General features: G+C 73.2%; 14 protein-coding genes. 9 read left to right on the forward strand and 5 right to left on the reverse strand.

Features of this window, described 5'->3' with window-relative positions:
• Window positions 1-108: 108 nt before the first annotated feature.
• On the reverse strand, window positions 109-513 hold the full coding sequence (gene msrB / locus AB0J68_RS10835) for a peptide-methionine (R)-S-oxide reductase MsrB (RefSeq protein WP_139582112.1): 405 nt from the start codon (window positions 511-513) through the stop codon (window positions 109-111).
• Window positions 514-560: 47 nt separating this feature from the next.
• Here msrB and ligD point away from each other — a divergent pair, with 47 nt between their 5' ends.
• Together ligD and AB0J68_RS10845 are read left to right on the forward strand one after the other, a co-directional pair.
• A complete protein-coding gene (ligD, locus tag AB0J68_RS10840) occupies window positions 561-1,586 on the forward strand; it encodes a non-homologous end-joining DNA ligase (RefSeq protein ID WP_363937791.1) in 1,026 nt (341 codons plus the stop codon).
• Window positions 1,587-1,797: 211 nt separating this feature from the next.
• On the forward strand, window positions 1,798-3,048 hold the full coding sequence (locus AB0J68_RS10845; RefSeq protein ID WP_363937793.1) for a DUF222 domain-containing protein: 1,251 nt from the start codon (window positions 1,798-1,800) through the stop codon (window positions 3,046-3,048).
• A gap of 91 nt (window positions 3,049-3,139) precedes the next feature.
• Here AB0J68_RS10845 and AB0J68_RS10850 read toward each other — a convergent pair whose 3' ends face one another.
• The gene (locus AB0J68_RS10850) at window positions 3,140-3,559 is read right to left on the reverse strand and encodes a barstar family protein (protein ID WP_354858119.1); all 420 of its coding nucleotides are present in this window, start codon (window positions 3,557-3,559) and stop codon (window positions 3,140-3,142) included.
• An 81-nt stretch (window positions 3,560-3,640) separates the two neighbouring features.
• Here AB0J68_RS10850 and AB0J68_RS10855 point away from each other — a divergent pair, with 81 nt between their 5' ends.
• The 6 genes from AB0J68_RS10855 (at window position 3,641) to AB0J68_RS10880 (ending at window position 12,115) form a co-directional block, all read left to right on the forward strand.
• The gene (locus AB0J68_RS10855; protein WP_363937797.1) at window positions 3,641-4,120 is read left to right on the forward strand and encodes a DUF2975 domain-containing protein; all 480 of its coding nucleotides are present in this window, start codon (window positions 3,641-3,643) and stop codon (window positions 4,118-4,120) included.
• Complete coding sequence (locus AB0J68_RS10860; protein WP_354858114.1) at window positions 4,120-4,338, forward strand: helix-turn-helix transcriptional regulator; 219 nt, start codon at window positions 4,120-4,122, stop codon at window positions 4,336-4,338. Before AB0J68_RS10855 ends, AB0J68_RS10860 begins: the two co-directional genes overlap by 1 nt.
• A 143-nt stretch (window positions 4,339-4,481) precedes the next feature.
• Complete coding sequence (locus AB0J68_RS10865; protein WP_354858112.1) at window positions 4,482-7,679, forward strand: ABC transporter permease; 3,198 nt, start codon at window positions 4,482-4,484, stop codon at window positions 7,677-7,679.
• Window positions 7,676-10,381, forward strand: coding sequence for an FtsX-like permease family protein (locus AB0J68_RS10870; RefSeq protein ID WP_363937799.1), 2,706 nt, complete (start codon window positions 7,676-7,678; stop codon window positions 10,379-10,381). The genes AB0J68_RS10865 and AB0J68_RS10870 overlap by 4 nt, the downstream gene beginning before the upstream one ends.
• A 1-nt stretch (window position 10,382) precedes the next feature.
• A complete protein-coding gene (locus tag AB0J68_RS10875) occupies window positions 10,383-11,378 on the forward strand; it encodes an ABC transporter ATP-binding protein (protein ID WP_363937802.1) in 996 nt (331 codons plus the stop codon).
• Between the two features lie 11 nt (window positions 11,379-11,389).
• Window positions 11,390-12,115 (forward strand): ABC transporter ATP-binding protein, encoded by a 726-nt coding sequence (locus AB0J68_RS10880; RefSeq protein WP_363937809.1) that lies wholly within the window; start codon window positions 11,390-11,392, stop codon window positions 12,113-12,115.
• Window positions 12,116-12,640: 525 nt separating this feature from the next.
• On the opposite strand, the gene AB0J68_RS10885 is transcribed toward AB0J68_RS10880, so the two are convergent.
• Genes AB0J68_RS10885 through AB0J68_RS10895 form a run of 3 tightly spaced genes read right to left on the reverse strand, consistent with a single transcriptional unit; the run spans window position 12,641 to window position 15,860 of the window.
• Window positions 12,641-13,093 carry a GNAT family N-acetyltransferase gene (locus AB0J68_RS10885; protein ID WP_363937805.1) on the reverse strand — a complete coding sequence of 151 codons (453 nt, stop codon included), beginning with the start codon at window positions 13,091-13,093 and terminating at the stop codon, window positions 12,641-12,643.
• 21 nt (window positions 13,094-13,114) lie between these two features.
• Window positions 13,115-14,686: an alpha/beta hydrolase gene (locus AB0J68_RS10890; protein ID WP_354858103.1), complete on the reverse strand. Its 1,572-nt coding sequence runs from the start codon at window positions 14,684-14,686 to the stop codon at window positions 13,115-13,117.
• A 58-nt stretch (window positions 14,687-14,744) separates the two neighbouring features.
• Window positions 14,745-15,860 carry an ATP-dependent DNA ligase gene (locus tag AB0J68_RS10895; protein WP_355063931.1) on the reverse strand — a complete coding sequence of 372 codons (1,116 nt, stop codon included), beginning with the start codon at window positions 15,858-15,860 and terminating at the stop codon, window positions 14,745-14,747.
• A gap of 135 nt (window positions 15,861-15,995) precedes the next feature.
• Here AB0J68_RS10895 and AB0J68_RS10900 point away from each other — a divergent pair, with 135 nt between their 5' ends.
• Window positions 15,996-16,208, forward strand: coding sequence for a hypothetical protein (locus AB0J68_RS10900; RefSeq protein WP_039905709.1), 213 nt, complete (start codon window positions 15,996-15,998; stop codon window positions 16,206-16,208).
• Window positions 16,209-16,412 lie beyond the last annotated feature (204 nt).

A 16,412-nucleotide genomic window follows, 5' to 3' on the forward strand; every position in this document is an offset into this window, starting at 1 on the left:
CACACCATTTCCGATCAAGATCCACCCTGCGTACGGGTGCGGGGGGCCGGCCCGGGCGGGGGCAGCGCCGAGGTCGAGCTGCTCAGGGGTACGCCCTGAGCGTGCCCGTCAGCGCGGTTCCAGCCGGACCGAGATCGAGTTGACGCAGTGCCGGGTGTCCTTGGGGGTGAAGCCCTCGCCGTGGAACACGTGCCCGAGGTGGCTGTCGCAGCGGGCGCAGCGGATCTCCGTACGAGCCATGCCGAGGCTGCGGTCCTCGATCTCCTTGACCCGACCCGGGATGGCGTCGTCGAAGCTCGGCCACCCGCAGTGCGAGTCGAACTTCGTGTCGCTGGAGAAGAGTTCCAGACCGCAGGCCCGACAGTGGTAGACGCCCTGGGTCTTGGTGTCCACGTACTCGCCGGTCCACGGGCGTTCGGTGCCGGCCTCCCGCAGGACGTGGAACTCCTCGGGGCTCAGGCGGACACGCCACTCGTCCTCGGTCTTGGGCAGGTTGTTGTCGTCAAGACTCACCCGTCAACGGTACGTCGAACGTCGGGGGCGTGGCATATGGTCGCGGGATGGGTGGCACCAAGGCAGCGGTCGCCGAGGTCGAGGTGGCCGGGCGCAGCGTACGGCTGAGCAGTCCGGACCGGGTGATCTTCCCGCAGCGGGGGTTCACCAAGGCGGACGTCTTCCACTACTACCTGGCGGTCGGCGACGGGATCATGCGCGCCCTGCGGGACCGGCCCACCACGCTGCAACGCTTCCCCGAGGGCATCGAGGGTGAGGCGTTCTTTCAGAAGCGGGTGCCCACGCGAGGCGTGCCGCCCTGGGTGACCACCGCCCAGATCACCTTCCCGAGCGGTCGCAGCGCGGCCGAACTCTGCCCGGCCGACCTGGCGCACGTGGCCTGGGCGGCACAGATGGGCACGATCGTCTTCCACCCGTGGCCGGTGCGCGCCGCCGACGTGGATCGCCCCGACGAGCTGCGCCTCGACCTCGACCCGCAGCCCGGCACCGACTTCGCCGACGCGGCGCGCGCCGCCGGGGAGGTCCGCGCGCTCCTCGACGAGCTCGGCGCGACCGGCTGGCCGAAGACCTCCGGGGGGCGCGGCGTGCACGTCTACCTGCGCATCCAGCCCCGCTGGACGTTCACCGAGGTGCGTCGCGCCACCATCGCGCTGGCCCGGGAGGTGGAGCGCCGCAACCCCGACCTGGTGACCACCGCCTGGTGGAAGGAGGAGCGCGGCACCCGGGTCTTCGTCGACTACAACCAGATGGCCCGGGACCGGACGATCGCCTGCGCGTACTCGTTGCGGGCCAACCCGCGGGCCACCGTCTCCACCCCGGTCACCTGGGACGAGCTGCCCGACGTCGACCCGGACGACTTCGACCTGCGCAGCGTCCCGACCCGCCTCGCCGAGCAGGGCGACCCGCACGCCGGCATCGACGACTCCCCGTGGGACATCACGCCCCTGCTGGAGTGGGCCGAGCGCGACGCCGCGGCCGGCCAGGGCGACCTGCCGTACCCGCCGGACCACCCCAAGATGCCCGGCGAACCCAAGCGCGTGCAGCCCAGCCGCGCCAAGCGCGAGAGCGCCTGACCGGCCCTGCCTCACGGGGATGGCTGGGCGGTCCACGCCAGAACCCGGGTGAACAGCTCCGTCGGATCGGGCGCCGGGTTGGGGTGGAGCTTGATCAGTTCAGCGGTGGCATCGAAGAGTTGGCCGACGGCTGAGTACGTCGCTCGGCTCGGGTGGCATGTGGTCCTGCGAGGGGCCTGAAGTTGTCGTACACCCGTTCTAAAATTTGCCTGTGATCGATGAGTTGGCGCGGGCGGAGAGTGCGGTGGCGACCTGCACCGACGCCGCCACGTGGGCGCTCTCCGAGCACGATCTGATTGTGGCGCTCGATGCCGCGCACCGGCTCCAGCAGCGGCTGGCGTCAGTGCAGTTGGCGGTCGTGCGGGAGTTGGACGGTCGGGGCACCGCGGTCGCGCAGGGCGCGTCCTCGACGGCGGTGTGGCTGCGCCACCGTTTGCGCCTCGACGTCGCCGCCGCCCGTCGGCTGGTCGGCCTCGCTGCGTCGCTCGACGTGGCACCGCCCGGCGTGCGGGCCGCCCTGGCGGATGGGGCGGTCAGCGTCGAGCAGGCCCGGGTCATCGCCGAGACGGCCGCCACCGTGTCGGCCTCGGCGGGCGTCGAGGTCGCGGACAAGGCCGTCGGCGTGCTGGTGGAGTGGGCCGAGCAGTTCGATCCCATCCTGCTGCGCAAGATGGGCACTCGGATCCTCGACCACGTCGCTCCGGACCTCGCCGATGCCGCCGCTGCGGCGGCCCTGGCCGCCGAGGCCGCCCGGGTGGCCCGCGACCGGCACGTCACCATCTCCGAGCAGGCCGGCGGGCGGCTCCGGCTCAGCGGCACCCTCGACCCGGAGGCCGCCGCGCTGCTGCGCGCCGCCATCGATCCGCTGAGCGCGCCCTCCGGCCCCGACGACACCCGCTGTGCCGGTCAGCGCCGCCACGATGCTCTCGCCGACGTGTGCCGGCTCGCCCTGCGTACCGGTGAGCTGCCCGAACATGGCGGCGATCCCGCCCAGCTCGTCGTCACCACCAGCTTCGACGGGCTGACCCGGCAATTGGGCGCCGGCGCGCTCGATGTCGGCTTGCGGCTCACCCCCGACACGGTGCGTCGGCTCGCCTGCGATGCCGCCATCCTGCCTGCCGTGCTGGGCGGTGCCGGCCAGGTTCTCGATGTGGGTCGACAGCGCCGTCTCATCTCTGGTCCGCTGCGTCGAGCCCTGGTCCTCCGGGACGGCGGCTGCGCGTTCCCGGGCTGCGACCGACCACCGCGCTGGTGCGCCGCCCACCACATCCGCCACTGGGCTGACGGTGGCCCGACCAGCCTCGACAACGCCGTCCTGCTCTGCGGCCACCACCACCGCCACGTCCATCAGAGCGACTGGGCTGTCCGCCTCGGCGGCGACGGGCACCCGGAGTTCGTGCCGCCGGCCTGGCTCGACCCGGAGCAACTGCCGCGCCGCAACCACTACCACCGGCGAACGTAGGCGATCGGCACCCGGGTTTCCTTCTCGCCAGCCAACCGCGGACATGATCCCGACCAGATCGTTACGGTGCGGTTGGTTCGTCCGCCGCGGTTCAGAGCAGTTCGAGGATGATGCCGTTCTCGGATTCCTCGCCGCGTGGGCCGTGGTCGCGGATGATCTCGACGATCATGTCGAACAGCGTCTGCCCGTGGCCGCGTCGCGCGTTGCGCAGCCTGGCCTCGATGCCGGCGCGGTTCGACGGGTGGCAGGTACGCAGGATCTGCTCCAGCCATCGGGCCGTCGCGTCATGACCGAGCGCCTCCCGCGACGCGTCGGAGCTGAGCCACCTGAGCACCCACGGCGTCTCGGGGGTGCCGAAGCCGCCGTGCAGGATGTCGTTGAAGGCGTCGAGGTTTCCGTTCCACGTGGCGTGCGGCAGCAGCCGCGAGAACTCGCGTACGAAGCCGGCGAAGTCGACGAACGAGGCGCCGTCGATCGTCAGCACAGGGAGGGCGTCGCTCTGGTTGGTCACGGTCCAAGTATGCGGGTCCACCCGGATGGCGCGGATCCCGTACCGATTGACTTTCGATAGGTAACGAGCGAAACTCGATGCATGGCTGTTGAACGTCGAGCGGTAGCCGCTCTCAGGGTCGTCCTTGTGGTGCTGTTCGTGGTCCTGATCGGATTTCAGACCTTCTCGCTGCCCGGGCAGTTCGCGCACATGGCCCAGGAGTCGCCGGAGCACGCCTACCTGCGGTGGCCGCTGACCGCCGTGACGGTGTTCTGGGTGCTGTGCGTCCAGGTGGTGATCGTGTGCACCTGGCAGTTGCTCAGCCTGGTCAAGAACGACCGGATCTTCACCGAGGCGTCCCTGAGGTGGGTCGACCTGATCGTGTGGGCCATCGGTGCGGGCTGGTTGGTGCTGGTGGGCGTCTTCCTCTACGTCGGATTCACCGCGGACGACCCGGGCGGCCCGATCCTGCTGTTCCTGTTGACGATGGGCGTGACGGTGCTCGGGCTCCTCATGGTCGTGATGCGTGCGCTGCTGCGGCAGGCCACCACGCTGCGGATCGACATGGAAGCGGTGATCTGATGCCCATCATCGTCCGCATCGACGTCGAGTTGGCCAAGCGCAAGATGAGCGTCGGCGAGTTCGCCGAGCGCGTCGGGCTCACCCCGGCGAACGTGGCGGTGCTGAAGAACGGCCGCGCCAAGGCCGTCCGCTTCAGCACCCTGGAAGCGATGTGCCGAGTGCTCGACTGCCAGCCCGGAGATCTGCTCGAGTGGGTCGAGGAGGAGGAAACCCCATGAGGTACGTCATCGCCGCTGTCTTGTGCGGAACGTGACCGCACCGGCCGTGCTCGTAATAACGATCATGTAACGGGCGCGAACCTTTCCCCGTGGGTGACCTGTTTTGAAGGTCGTCGGCCCACCAGGGCCAGGGGAGGCGTCGGATGAAGCTGGTGTGGAGGCGGGCCCGCGAGGCGCGGGGTCTGCTGGTTGCCGCGGTGATCGCCGCCCTGGTGGCCGTAGCGTTGGTCACCGGCCTGTCCGACTACAACCGCCGGGCGGTGGACGCCGGGCAGCGGGCGCTGGTCGCCGCGTCGCCGGCCGAGGAGCGCGGCCTGTTGATCAGCGGCGCCGGCGGGCGTGACGCCGCCGAGTTAGCCACCCGCGACCAGGCGGCACGGGCCGAGTTCGCCGACGGGCTCGCCGGGGTCCCGGTCACCGTCGCCGGGGCCCGGTACGGCACCGGCCGGGAGTTGACCGGCGACCTCGGCTCGGTGCCGCGTACGGGCGACGAGCCGATCTTCGCGAACCTGGCCACCCTCGACGACCTGGCCGCGCACGCCGAGCTGACCAGCGGAGCGTGGCCGCGTCCCGGAGCGAAACCCCTCCAGGTGAGCCTGCCGGAACGGGTCGCCACGACACTCGGCTTGACCACCGGCGAGCGGATCCCGCTGCGGGACCGCTCCACCGAGAAGGCCAGCGAGGTGGTGCTCGCCGGCACCTGGCGGCCCCGCGACCCGACCGAGGTGTACTGGCTGCTGGCCCCCGGTGTGGGTGCGGGCAGCGCCGGGTCGGCCACCTCGTACGGGCCGTTCGCGCTGGACCCGGCCGACTTCGCGACCGCCTTCCCGGGCTCGGTGACGGCGTCCTGGCTGGCCGAACCGGACCTCGGCGGCGTCGACGCCGGTGACCTGCCCGCGGTGCGGGCTGCCGTGAACGCGGCCTCGACGGCGGTGCCGGAGGCCGCCCAACTCGGCAGCTCGGCGCAGTCCCTGACGAAGATGGACCAACTGCTCGACCGGATCGGCCGCGCCGACCTGGTGGGACGCTCCGCACTGGCCACCCCGCTGCTGCTCATCCTGGTGCTCGGCGGGTACGCGCTGGTGCTGGTCGCCGCCCTGCTGCACGAGGACCGCCGTCCACAGACCGCGCTGCTGCGCGCCCGGGGCGCCGCCCGGAGGCAACTGGCGGGCCTGGCCGCCCGGGAGGCGACCCTCGTGGTGGCGCCGGCCGCCCTGCTCGGGCCGGTGATCGCCGGGGAGGCGCTGCGGTTCGTCCGGCCCGGCGGGGCGGCGGAACTGTCCGCCGCCGGCGGCAACACCACCCTGGTCTGGGCGGCTGCCGCGGCGACCGCCGCCGGATGCCTGGTGGCCATGGTCGCGCCGACGCTGCGGGGGGCCGGCACGTACGTGGCCGACATGGCCGCCCGGTCCCGACCAAACCGGTCGGCGAGCATCCAGCGGGCCAGCGTCGACCTGGTGCTGGTCGCACTCGCCGTGCTCGCCTGGGTGCAACTGCGCCGGTACGCCTCACCGCTGGCCGGCTCGAACGGCCGTCTCGGGCTCGACCCGCTGCTGGTGGCCGCCCCGACCCTCGGTGTGCTGGCCGGGGCCGTGCTGGCGCTGCGGGTGCTCCCGCCGCTGACCCGGTTCGCCGAGCGGTTCGTCGACCGGCGGCCGTGGACGGCCACCATGTTCGGCATGTGGCAGGCCGGCCGGCGTCCGCACGCCGGGCCCGTGCTGCTGCTCGCCCTCGCCGTCGGCGGGAGCACCCTGGCCTGGTCACTGATCAGCACGGGGGAGCGGTCCCAGGTCGAGCAGGCCGGCCACACGGTCGGCGCCGACCTGCGGGTGACCGAGCGGGCCGGCTCCGCCCCGCCGGCTCGGGCCGGTCAGCTCGCCGCGCTGCCGGGCGTGCACCGGGCGGTGCCGGCGTGGCGCGACGAGGTACGCATCGGCCGTGCGGACCTGCCCGTCACCGTGATCGGGTTCGACCCGGCCAGCGCGACAGGCGTCGTCCGGCTCGCCGACCGGCTCAGCGACGAGCCGGTGTCGACGCAGTACCAACGGATGGTCGCCGCGCGCGGCGCCCCCGCCGGCGTCGAACTGCCCGTCGGCACCCGTGCGATCACCGGCACGGCTCGCACCCCCGTCGACCAGGCCGTCCGGCCACAGCAGATCGCGGTGGCGCTGCTGGTCACCAGCACCGACGGGCTGGCCTTCCGGCTGCCGGCGGTCAGCGCCACCAGCGACGGACGGGCCGCGCCGTTCACCGTGCGGTTGCCCGACGTGGGCCCGGCGCGGCTGCGCCTCGCCGGCTTCGAGGCCGACGGCGGGGCGGCGGCCGGGAACTCGTACCGGCTCCAGGTGGACGGGCTGACGCTCGTCGGGGCGGACGGCACGACGCGACCCGCCGAATTGACCGGGGACTGGAGCACGACGACCGGCCGCCAGGCGGACAACCAGGCGCCCGCCGCGGCGCAGGCCACCGCGACGGGGATCGCCGCGAGCTTCCCGGTGGAGGTGATCCCCGGCGGGCAGTTCGCCTACCAACCGCCCACCCGGTTCGCCATCGTGCCCGCCGGGCAGATCGCACCCGTCCCGGTGCTGATGACCGCCGGAGTACGTGACGCGTTGGGCCTGCACACCGGCGACACGTTCGACCTGACCCTCTCCGGCGCGTCCGTGCCGGCCCGACTGCTCGGCGAACTGGACTCCGTGCCGACCACCACCGGCGAGGGCGTGCTGCTCGACCTGCCCACGGCGGTCGACGCGCTGATCCGCTCCGGCGGAACCATCCGGCCGGTGCCGGAGTGGTGGATCGGCGCCGACGACCCGGCGGCTGCGGCCCGCGCCAGCGGTGAGCTGGCCGGCGTCACCGTCCTCGACCGGCGTGCCGTGATCGAGGCCGCCGCCGACGACCCGTACTGGCGCGGGTCGCGGACGGGGATGCTCGCCGCCGCGCTCGGGGCGGTGCTGCTCGCCCTGGTCGGTCTCATGGTCGACGTGTGGGCCACCGCCCGGCGCCGGCTCGGCGAGTTCGCGGTGCTGCACACCCTCGGCGCGACACCGCGGCTGCTGGCCCGGGCGTTGCTGGCCGAGCAGACCTTCCTGGCCGGCATCGGCGTCGGGGTCGGGCTGCTGCTCGGCGCCGCGGTCGGGGCCACCATGGCTCCGCTGGTCATCCTCACCCCGGCCGCCGGCCGGCCGGTGCCCCCGGCGGCCTTCGCGCTGCCCTGGGTGCCCATCGGCCTGACCGCGGTCGGCCTGCTGCTGGCGGCGCTCGCCTTCAGCGCGTTCATCGCCGCCGGCATCCGTCAGCGGGTGGCGGCGGTGCAGCTGCGAATCGGGGGAGAACGATGAGCGTCGGCGCGGCCGCCCGCCGGGTCCGGGCGTACGGCGGGCAGTTCCTGCTTCTGGCGGTGCTGACCCTGGTGGTCACGCTGCTGGTCAGTGGAGTGCCCCGACTCGTCAACCGGCTCGCGGAACAGGGGTTGCGGTCGCAGCTCGCCAGCGAGCCCGCCGCCCGCCGGGACCTTTCGTACACGTCGAACTCCGCCGTTCCCACGACGAAGACGGCAATGGCGGAAGCGCAGGAGCGATCCGACGCCCTGGCCGCGGCGATGCCGCCGCAGGTGCGCTCGGCGGTCACCGAGCGGTGGCACCGGGTGGACCTCCCGCCGACCCGCCTGGTCGGGCCGGATCTCGCGGCCCGCAACCTGCTTGTCGACCTGGGCCTGCGGGCCATGCCCGGGGTTCAGGACGCCGGCGCCCTCGTCGAGGGCGCCTGGCCGAGTGAGACCTACGTCCCGGACCGGCCGATCGAGGTGGCGCTGGACGTCGACGTGGCCCACAAGCTCAACCTGCGCGCCGGCAGCCGGCTGCGCATCGGCACCGTCGACCTCGCGGGCACCTTCGTCGACCCGAAACCTGTGGTGGTGTCCGGGTTGTTCCGGCCCATCGACCGCGCGGACGGGATGTGGGACGGACTGCCGCAGCTGCTGCGGGTCATCGAACCGGTCGGCGACGGAGAGCCGTTCACCATCACGGGCGTGATCGCTCAGTCCGCCATGAACAAGCGAGCCGCGGAGGGCTGGCCGATCCAGTCCGAGTGGCGGTACCGACTGGGCGTCGACCGGATCGACGCACGCGGTCTGGACCAGATGATCGGCGGCCTGCAGGAGATGCAGCGCAACGTTCCGGCGGGCTTCACGTTGACCATCGGCGTCGACGTTCCGCTGCGGGCGTTCGCCGCCCAGGTGAACGCCGCCCGTACCCTGCTCGCCGTCATCGGCGCCGGCGTGCTGGCCACCCTGGCCGGGCTGATCGTGCTCGCGGCCATCCTGGCCACCCGCCGGCGCCGCTCGGAGTTCGCGTTGATCCGTGCCCGTGGTGGCGCCGCCACCGCCGGCGCCCGGCGCAGTCTGGCCGAGTCACTGCTGGTGGTGCCGGTCGCCGCCCTGGTCGGCTGGTTGCTCGGCACCCTGTTCCCCGGCGCTCCGGATCCGACCGCCCGGTACGCCGCGGCGGCGACCGTGCTGGTCACCCTGGCGCTGCCGCTGGCGACGCTGGCGGTGCAGGGCGGCGGTGTCGCTCGCCGGGACCTGGTCCGGGTGCGCCCGTCGGCGCGCCGGCTCACCGTCGAGGTCTTCCTGCTGCTGCTGGCCGGGCTCGCCGCAGTGCTGCTGCGCCGACGCGGGCTCACCCTCGGCGAGGTGGACCCGCTGCTGGTGTCCGTGCCGGTGCTGCTCGCGGTCGCCGCGGCGGTGCTCGCGCTGCGCGCGTACCCCTGGCCGTTGCGGTTGGTCAGCCGGCTGGCCGCGCGGACGCGCGGCAGCGTGACCTTCCTCGGCACCGCGCGGGCCGGGCGATCCGCCGTCGCCGCGCCGCTGGTCGTCGTGGTGCTGGCGATCGGCACCGCGGCGTTCTGCGCGGTCGTCGCCGCGGGCGTCGACGCCAGCCGCGACCGGGCCGTGGAGCGGATCGTTCCCGCCGACGCGGTGATCCGGGGGGAACGTTTCGCCCCGGACACGGTCGAGGCGCTGGCCGGTCTGCCCGGCGTCCAGGCCGCCACCCCGGTGCTGATCGAGCCGGACCAGCGGCTGGCGACGGACGAGGTCGGCACCGACGCGCGGGTCGGGCAGACCACGGTGCTGCTGGTCGACGGCCCCGGACTGGCCAGCGTCGCCGGCGACGCAGAGGTGGACGTGACGGTCCCGGACGCGTTGCGCTCCGCCCGGGCCGAACCGGGGCCGCTGCCCGCGATCGTGTCCCCGGCCGTCGCCGCCGACCTGTCGCGGACGGGCCTGCAGGGCTCGGCGTTCGTGTCGGTGCAGGGGCAGCGGTACGAGTTCCGGGTGGCCGGCGCCCAGGACAGCTTCCCGCTGTTGGCGGCGAGCACCAGCCGGTTCGTCATCCTGCCCTGGCAGGCGCTGCCGCCGCGGAACACCACACCGGTGCCGACCAGCCTGCTCGTCGCCGGGGACCGGCTCGACGTGGCGGCGCTGCGCCAGGCCGGTGACCAGGGCCAGTTGCGGTACCAGCAGCAGGGTGCGGTGACCGGCCGGGAACGGCCGCTCGGGGTCACCGTCGACACCCGGGCGGGCGTACGACGGGACCTCGGTGACGGTGGCGCGAACGGCGTGCTGGCCTTCGGGTTCGTGGCCGGCGCCGCCGGCGGCACCGTGCTCGGACTGCTGGCCATCGCGTTCACCGTGCTGGCCGGCGCGCGGGCCCGGGGGCAGGTGCTGTCCCGGCTGCGCACCCTCGGCCTGTCCCGCCGACAGTGGCGAGGGCTGCTGCTGGTCGAGCTGGCCCCGCTCGTCGGGGTGTCGGTGCTGACCGGCGCGCTGGTCGGCGCGGTGCTCCCGCTGGTGCTCAATCCGGTGCTCGGCCTGTCCGCGTTCACCGGCGGAATGCCGGTCCGGGTGGCGTTCGAACCCGGCCTGGTCGTCGCGGTGTTCGCCCTCGGGGCGGTAGCCCTCGGCTTCGCGGTCGCCGTCGAGGCCCTGAACAACCGCCGGCTGCGCCTCGGTGAGGTGCTCCGGCTCGGAGAGGAGAGCTGAGATGACCGTTACCGCACAGACTCCACTGGTGCCCGACCTGGCCGCCCTGCAGCTAAGGGCCGCGCAACGCGCTGCCGAGCGGGCCGGCGGGCAGGACCGACTGCGCGGACACATCGTCTGCGACGGTCTGGTGCGCATCTTCAAGACCGAGGGGGTGGAGGTCGTCGCCCTGCAGGGTCTGGACCTGGTCATCGACCGGGGTGAGCTGGTGGCGATCGTCGGCGCGTCCGGCTCGGGCAAGTCGACCCTGCTCAACATCCTCTCCGGTCTGGACACGCCGACCGCCGGCATCGCCCGGGTTGCCGACTACGACCTGCTCTCGTTGTCGGCCAAGCGGCGGCTGAGCTACCGGCGGGAGCTGGTCGGTTTCGTCTGGCAGCAGACCGGCCGCAACCTGCTGCCGTACCTGACCGCGCTGGAAAATGTCGAGTTGCCGATGCAGTTGGCGGGCAAGCGGGGCGGAAAGGCCCGCCGGGAACGGGCCCGGGAGCTGCTCGACATGGTCGGCGTGGGCTACTGCGCGGACCGTCGGCCGGGTCAGCTCAGCGGCGGCGAGCAGCAGCGGTGCGCGGTGGCGGTGGCGGTGGCCAACGACCCGGAGGTGCTCTTCGCCGACGAGCCGACCGGTGAACTGGACGAGGCCACCGGCGCGGAGGTCTTCGCGGCGCTGCGCACCATCAACGCCGAACTGGGCGTGACCATCGTCGTCGTCACCCACGACCACGCCGTGGCCACCCAGGTCCGCCGGACCGTCGCGATCCGCGACGGCCGAACCGCCTCCGAGGTACGCCGGACCGCGCGCGTCGGCGCGGACGGCAACACCGAACTGGTCAGCGAGGAGTACGCGGTGCTGGACCGCAACGGCCGGATGCAGTTGCCGGCCGCGTTCGTCGACGCGCTGTCGCTGAAAGAGCGGGTCCGGCTCGATCTGGAGCCCGACCACGTGCAGGTACGGCCCGGTGACCGGGCCTCGGACGAGCGGGAGGCACGGGCGTGAGCCCTCAGGACATGGTGGTGGCCGGAGCGGCCGGGTTCAGCGGTGGCTCCGGAACGCCTGCGGACGAGGTGGTGCGGGTCAGCGGCGTGAGCCGGACCTTCGGCCGCGGTGAGCACGCCGTGCAGGCGGTACGGGACGTCTCGTTCAGCGCCAACCGTGGTGAGCTGGTCGCCATCCGGGGTCGCTCCGGCGCCGGCAAGACCACGTTGCTGAACATCATCGGCGGGCTGGACCGGCCGGACAGCGGCCAGGTCATGGTGGCCGGGCACGAGGTGACCTCGGCCGGGGAGGCCGAGCTGCTGCGGCTGCGCCGAGGCACCGTCGGCTTCGTCTTCCAGACCTTCGGGTTGGTGCCGATCCTCTCCGCCGCCGAGAACGTGGGTGTGCCGTTGCGACTGGCACAGGTGCCGGCCGCCGAGCGGGAGCAGCGCGTGGCGGTGCTGCTGGAGCTGGTGGGCCTGGGCGGGCACGCAGCGCAGCGCCCGTACGAGTTGTCCGGCGGTCAGCAGCAGCGCGTGGCGGTCGCCCGCGCGCTCGCCAACGAGCCGGACCTGCTCATCGCCGACGAACCCACCGGACAGCTGGACTCGGAGACCGGCCGCTCCATCATGGACCTGCTGCGCGCGGTGGTGCACGCCCGTGGCATGACGGCCCTGGTCGCCACCCACGACCCGGCCCTGATCGACCTCGCCGACCGGGTGCTCGTCCTGCGCGACGGCCGCCTGGTCGACGGCTGACCGCTGCCCCCGGCCGTGGTCCGTGGCCGGTGGTCCGTGGCCCGTGATCGGTGGTCGGTGGTGCGCGGTCGGCGGTCGGCGGCCGGCGGACCACAGGCTGCGTGCCGCGGGCCGCGCGGGCTCGATCAGAGGGGACCGGCTGTGGTCTGTTCGCATCCTGTAGAGCTGCCCCAGATATGGGCCGCGCGGTAGGCGTGCGGCCTTGTGCTGGGTGTGCTGGGCGGGGCGTGTGGGCCTCGTGCAGGGCGACGGCGTCTGGACTTGTGCTGAGCATGCTGGGCGGGGGTGTGCGGGACTTGTGCTGGGCGTGCTGGGGTGGGCATGCGGGCCGTGTGTTGGGTGGTACTCGTGCGGGCGTGGCCTTCCCGCCGCCACCGCCGTTGTTCGCTGCCCCAGATCTGGGGCAGCTCTACAGGGCCGGAGGGGCAACCTGGGGACCCTGAGGCGCTACAGCGCCGGCGCCACCAACGGTGCTGGCGACGTTGGCGGGCTGGCGACGTTGGCGGGCCGACGCCGTCGGCGGCGTCAGAGCGGGAGCTTCATGCCCTCGTGGCTGGCCACGAAGCCGAGCCCCAGGTAGAAGCGGTGCGCGTCCGCGCGGGACTTGTCCGTGGTGAGCTGCACCAGGGCGCAGCCTCGGTGCCGGGCCTGGTCGATGGCCCAGGTCATCAACTCCCGGCCGAGTCCCTGGCCGCGCCGGTCCGAGCGGACCCGGACCGCCTCGATCAGGGACCGCTCGGCGCCGTGCCGGCCGAGCCCCGGGATGTAGGTGATCTGGAGGCAGCCGACCAGATCGCCGCCCTGCTCGGCGACGATCAGCTGGTTGCGCGGGTCGGCGCTGATGTCGGCGAACGCACGCTCGTACACCTCATCGACCTCGGTGAAGTCGCGGGTCTTGCCCAGGACGTCATCGGCGAGCAGGGAGATGACGGCGGGCAGGTCGGCCCGTACCGCCTCTCGGAAGATCATGTCGGTCATGCCGGTCAGCCTGGCACAGCGTCACTTGGCCGGGCAGCGCAGGCCCTCCCGGGGCACGGTCAGGTCGAGCAGGTACGCGTCGACGGCCCTGGTGATGCAGGAGGTCTGCGGGTACGCGGTGTGCCCCTCGCCCTCCCAGGTGAGCACCCGGCCGACGCCCAACATCGAGGCGAGGCGGCCGGTCTGCTCGTACGGCGTGGCGGGGTCGCCGGTCGTGCCGACCACCACGATCGGTGGTGCGCCGTTGGCCCGCCCGGTCGGGTACGGGTCCCGACCACCCGGCCACTCGACGCAGCTCAACATGCCGACCGCGAGCGCCGGACCGAACAGCGGGTACTTCGTCCGCCACTGCGACTGCAACTGGCGGATCTGCTCCCGGCTCGGCTTCTCGGTCTCGTCGGCGCAGTTGATGGCGAGGTTGGCGTCGAACAGGTTGGAGTAGTGCCCGTCGCCTTCCCGGCCGGCGTACGAGTCGGCGAGGCGGAACACGTCCTTCGGGTCGCCCTCGGCCAGTCGGTCGATGGCCCGGGCCAGCTCCTGCCAGCCGGCCTCGGTGTAGAGCGAGGAGATGACCGCGTAGAAGACCCAGCCCGCCGTGGCCTCCCGCCCGTCGTCGCCGCGGACCGGGGAGACCTTGGCCTTGTCGATGGCAGAGGTCACGGCGGCGCGGGCGTCCGGGGCGATCGGGCAGCGCGCGGCGTTGGCGGCGCACCAGCGGGTGAAGTTGTCGAAGGCCCGTTCGAACCCGCGGGCCTGGCTCTCCGAGCCGGCGATCAGGCGCTGCTGCGGGTCGACGGCGCCGTCGAGCACCAGCGCGCGCACCCGCTGCGGGTAGAGCTGGGCGTAGATGGCGCCGAGCAGCGTGCCGTAGGAGTAACCCAGGTAGGTGAGCTTGTCGTCGCCGACCGCGGCGCGGACCGCGTCCATGTCCCGAGCGGCCTGCTCGCTGCCGTACAGCGGCAACTGGTCGCCGTAGCGGTCCCCGCAGCCGCGCCCGATGCGCTGGCTCAACCCGGCGAAGCCGTCGAACGCCGCCTGGCTCGCCGGATCCGGGTCGTAGCCGAAGCTGGCGTCCAGGTCGGCGTCGGAGATGCACTTCACCGGACTCGACCGGGAGACACCGCGCGGGTCGAAGCCGACGATGTCGAAGCGTTCGGTGACCGAGGCGGGCAGCCCACCGAACTGGGGGCCGAAGGAGAGGTAGACGGCGGTGTCCACACCGGAGCCGCCCGGGCCACCGGGGTTGACCACCAGTGAGCCGATCCGGTCCCGCTGTTTGGTGGACCGGGCCCGCAGCAGGGCGATCTCGAAGGTCTGGCCGACGCCCGGCCCGGCGGTCGCCCCGCCGCCGGTGCCCCAGTCCCGGGGAACCGTGATCCGGGCACATTCGTAGCGCATGTCCGGAGCGCCCCGCCCGACCAGGTCTTCGGCAGCCTCCGGGCAGGCCCGCCAGGTCGCCGACGAGCCGGCCGGCGCCGCCGCACCCTCCACGTCGGTGCGCGGCGCGAACGCCGGCAGCGTGCAGCCGGCGGTGAGCAGCGCCGCCACGGCGAAGGCGACGAGGCTGCGACGGACCCGGCGACTGGTCGCCATCCGAGGCTGGTCGGCGGTGCAGCTCACGTGATCCTCCGGGGTCGGGTCGACGGCCAGGCTACGCCGGACCGGTGGCGGCCCGATCGAGGGTGACCGCCGGATCGCCGCGCAGCACCTGGTCCACGTCGAAGCGGATCGGGCGGTCGAGCTGGTCGTAGCGGCAGGAGCGGGGGTCGCGGTCCGGCCGCCAGCGGACGAACTGGGCGGTGTGCCGGAACCTCTCGCCCTCCATCGCGTCGTAACCCACCTCGACCACCAGCTCCGGGCGCAGCGGCTCCCACTCCAGGTTCTTGGTGCCGGTCCACCTGCTCACCCCACCCGGAATGCGCTGGCCACGCTCGTGATCGCCGTGCACCCACGGGTGCTCGCCGCCGGTGTCCCGGTATGGGGCCAGCTCGTCGAGCAACTCGGCGCGGCGGGCCATGCTGAACGACGCGCTCACCCCGACGTGGTGCAGGACGCCCGCGTCGTCGTAGAGGCCGAGCAGCAGCGAACCCACCACCGGGCCGGACTTGTGCCAGCGGAAGCCGGCCACCACCGCGTCGGCCGTACGGGCGTGCTTGACCTTGAACATCAACCGCTTGCCCGGCTCGTACGGCAGGTCGGCCGGCTTGACGATCAGCCCGTCCAGCCCGGCGCCCTCGAAGACGTCGAACCAGCGGCGTGCGGTCTCCGGGTCGGTCGTGACCTGGGTGACGTGCACCGGCGGGCGCACCCCGGCCAGCGCCTGGACCAGACGCTCCCGGCGGCGCGGGTACGGCTGGTCGAGCAGCGCCTCGTCACCGATCGCCAACAGGTCGAAGGCGACGAAGTCGGCGGGAGTGGTCTCGGCGAGCAGCTTCACCCGCGACGCCGCCGGGTGGATGCGCTGGGCCAGCAGCTCGAAATCAAGCCGGGGCTGGCCGGACGGCCCGTCCCGCCGGATCACGATCAGCTCGCCGTCGACGGCGCACCGCTCGGGCAGCTGACGGCGGGCCTGCTCGACCACCTCGGGGAAGTAGCGGGTCATCGACTTGCCGCCCCGGCTGGCCAGCTCAACCTCGTCGCCGTCGCGGAACACGATGCACCGGAACCCGTCCCACTTGGGCTCGTAGGTCACCCCGGGGGTGGTGGGCAGCCTCGGGACGCTCTTGGCCAGCATCGGCTCGACGGGCGGGTTGATCGGCAGGTCCACGGCGACCAGTCAATCAGACGGGGCCGACAGTCGTGAGGCAGATCACCGTGGGTGCGGCGGTGGCGTGTCCGCCAGCGCGCCGCTCGTCCTGCCTGGGCGAATCAGATAACCGCAGGTCAGAGCTAGTTTCGCGAGGTGTCCGAGTGGGTCTGTGACTGCTGCGGGCGGTGGCGGGTGAGCGTGGAGCTGATCCGGGGCCGCTACCGCTACCGGCTGACCCGCCGTTACCCGCAGCGGTTCGGCGGTGGCCGCAACGTGCTCGGCGAGGTCGGTTCGGTGGCGGAGCTGGAGGAGCTGCTGCGTCGGCGTACCCCATTGAGCCTGGCGGACCTGCGCGAAGCCGCCTGATCCCGCGCGGCCGGCGGACCCACGGCCCGATCGACGATCGGACCGCCCGGTGGATGCCGCCGTCACGATCCGCCGGGCAGCGTCGTCGGCAGGGCGTGGGGGGGGCCGGCCGGGGGCGCCCGGGCGGGGGGCCGGGGGGGGGGGGGCGGGGCCATAGGGATAGAGGGGGGGGTGGGGATAGAGTTTTGGGGGGTGTGTTTTTTA

This window comes from Micromonospora sp. NPDC049580 (assembly GCF_040675595.1).
In the GTDB taxonomy this organism is placed as follows: Bacteria; Actinomycetota; Actinomycetes; order Mycobacteriales; family Micromonosporaceae; genus Micromonospora.

Excerpts from the sequence above, each read along its gene's own strand:
- ligD (WP_363937791.1), top strand. The coding sequence starts at position 561 with ATGGGTGGCACCAAGGCAGCGGTCGCCGAGGTCGAGGTGGCCGGGCGC.
- AB0J68_RS10855 (WP_363937797.1), top strand. The coding sequence starts at position 3,641 with ATGGCTGTTGAACGTCGAGCGGTAGCCGCTCTCAGGGTCGTCCTTGTG.
- AB0J68_RS10860 (WP_354858114.1), top strand. The coding sequence starts at position 4,120 with ATGCCCATCATCGTCCGCATCGACGTCGAGTTGGCCAAGCGCAAGATG.
- AB0J68_RS10865 (WP_354858112.1), top strand. The coding sequence starts at position 4,482 with ATGAAGCTGGTGTGGAGGCGGGCCCGCGAGGCGCGGGGTCTGCTGGTT.
- AB0J68_RS10870 (WP_363937799.1), top strand. The coding sequence starts at position 7,676 with ATGAGCGTCGGCGCGGCCGCCCGCCGGGTCCGGGCGTACGGCGGGCAG.
- AB0J68_RS10875 (WP_363937802.1), top strand. The coding sequence starts at position 10,383 with ATGACCGTTACCGCACAGACTCCACTGGTGCCCGACCTGGCCGCCCTG.
- AB0J68_RS10880 (WP_363937809.1), top strand. The coding sequence starts at position 11,390 with ATGGTGGTGGCCGGAGCGGCCGGGTTCAGCGGTGGCTCCGGAACGCCT.
- AB0J68_RS10885 (WP_363937805.1), bottom strand. The coding sequence starts at position 13,093 with ATGACCGACATGATCTTCCGAGAGGCGGTACGGGCCGACCTGCCCGCC.
- AB0J68_RS10890 (WP_354858103.1), bottom strand. The coding sequence starts at position 14,686 with ATGGCGACCAGTCGCCGGGTCCGTCGCAGCCTCGTCGCCTTCGCCGTG.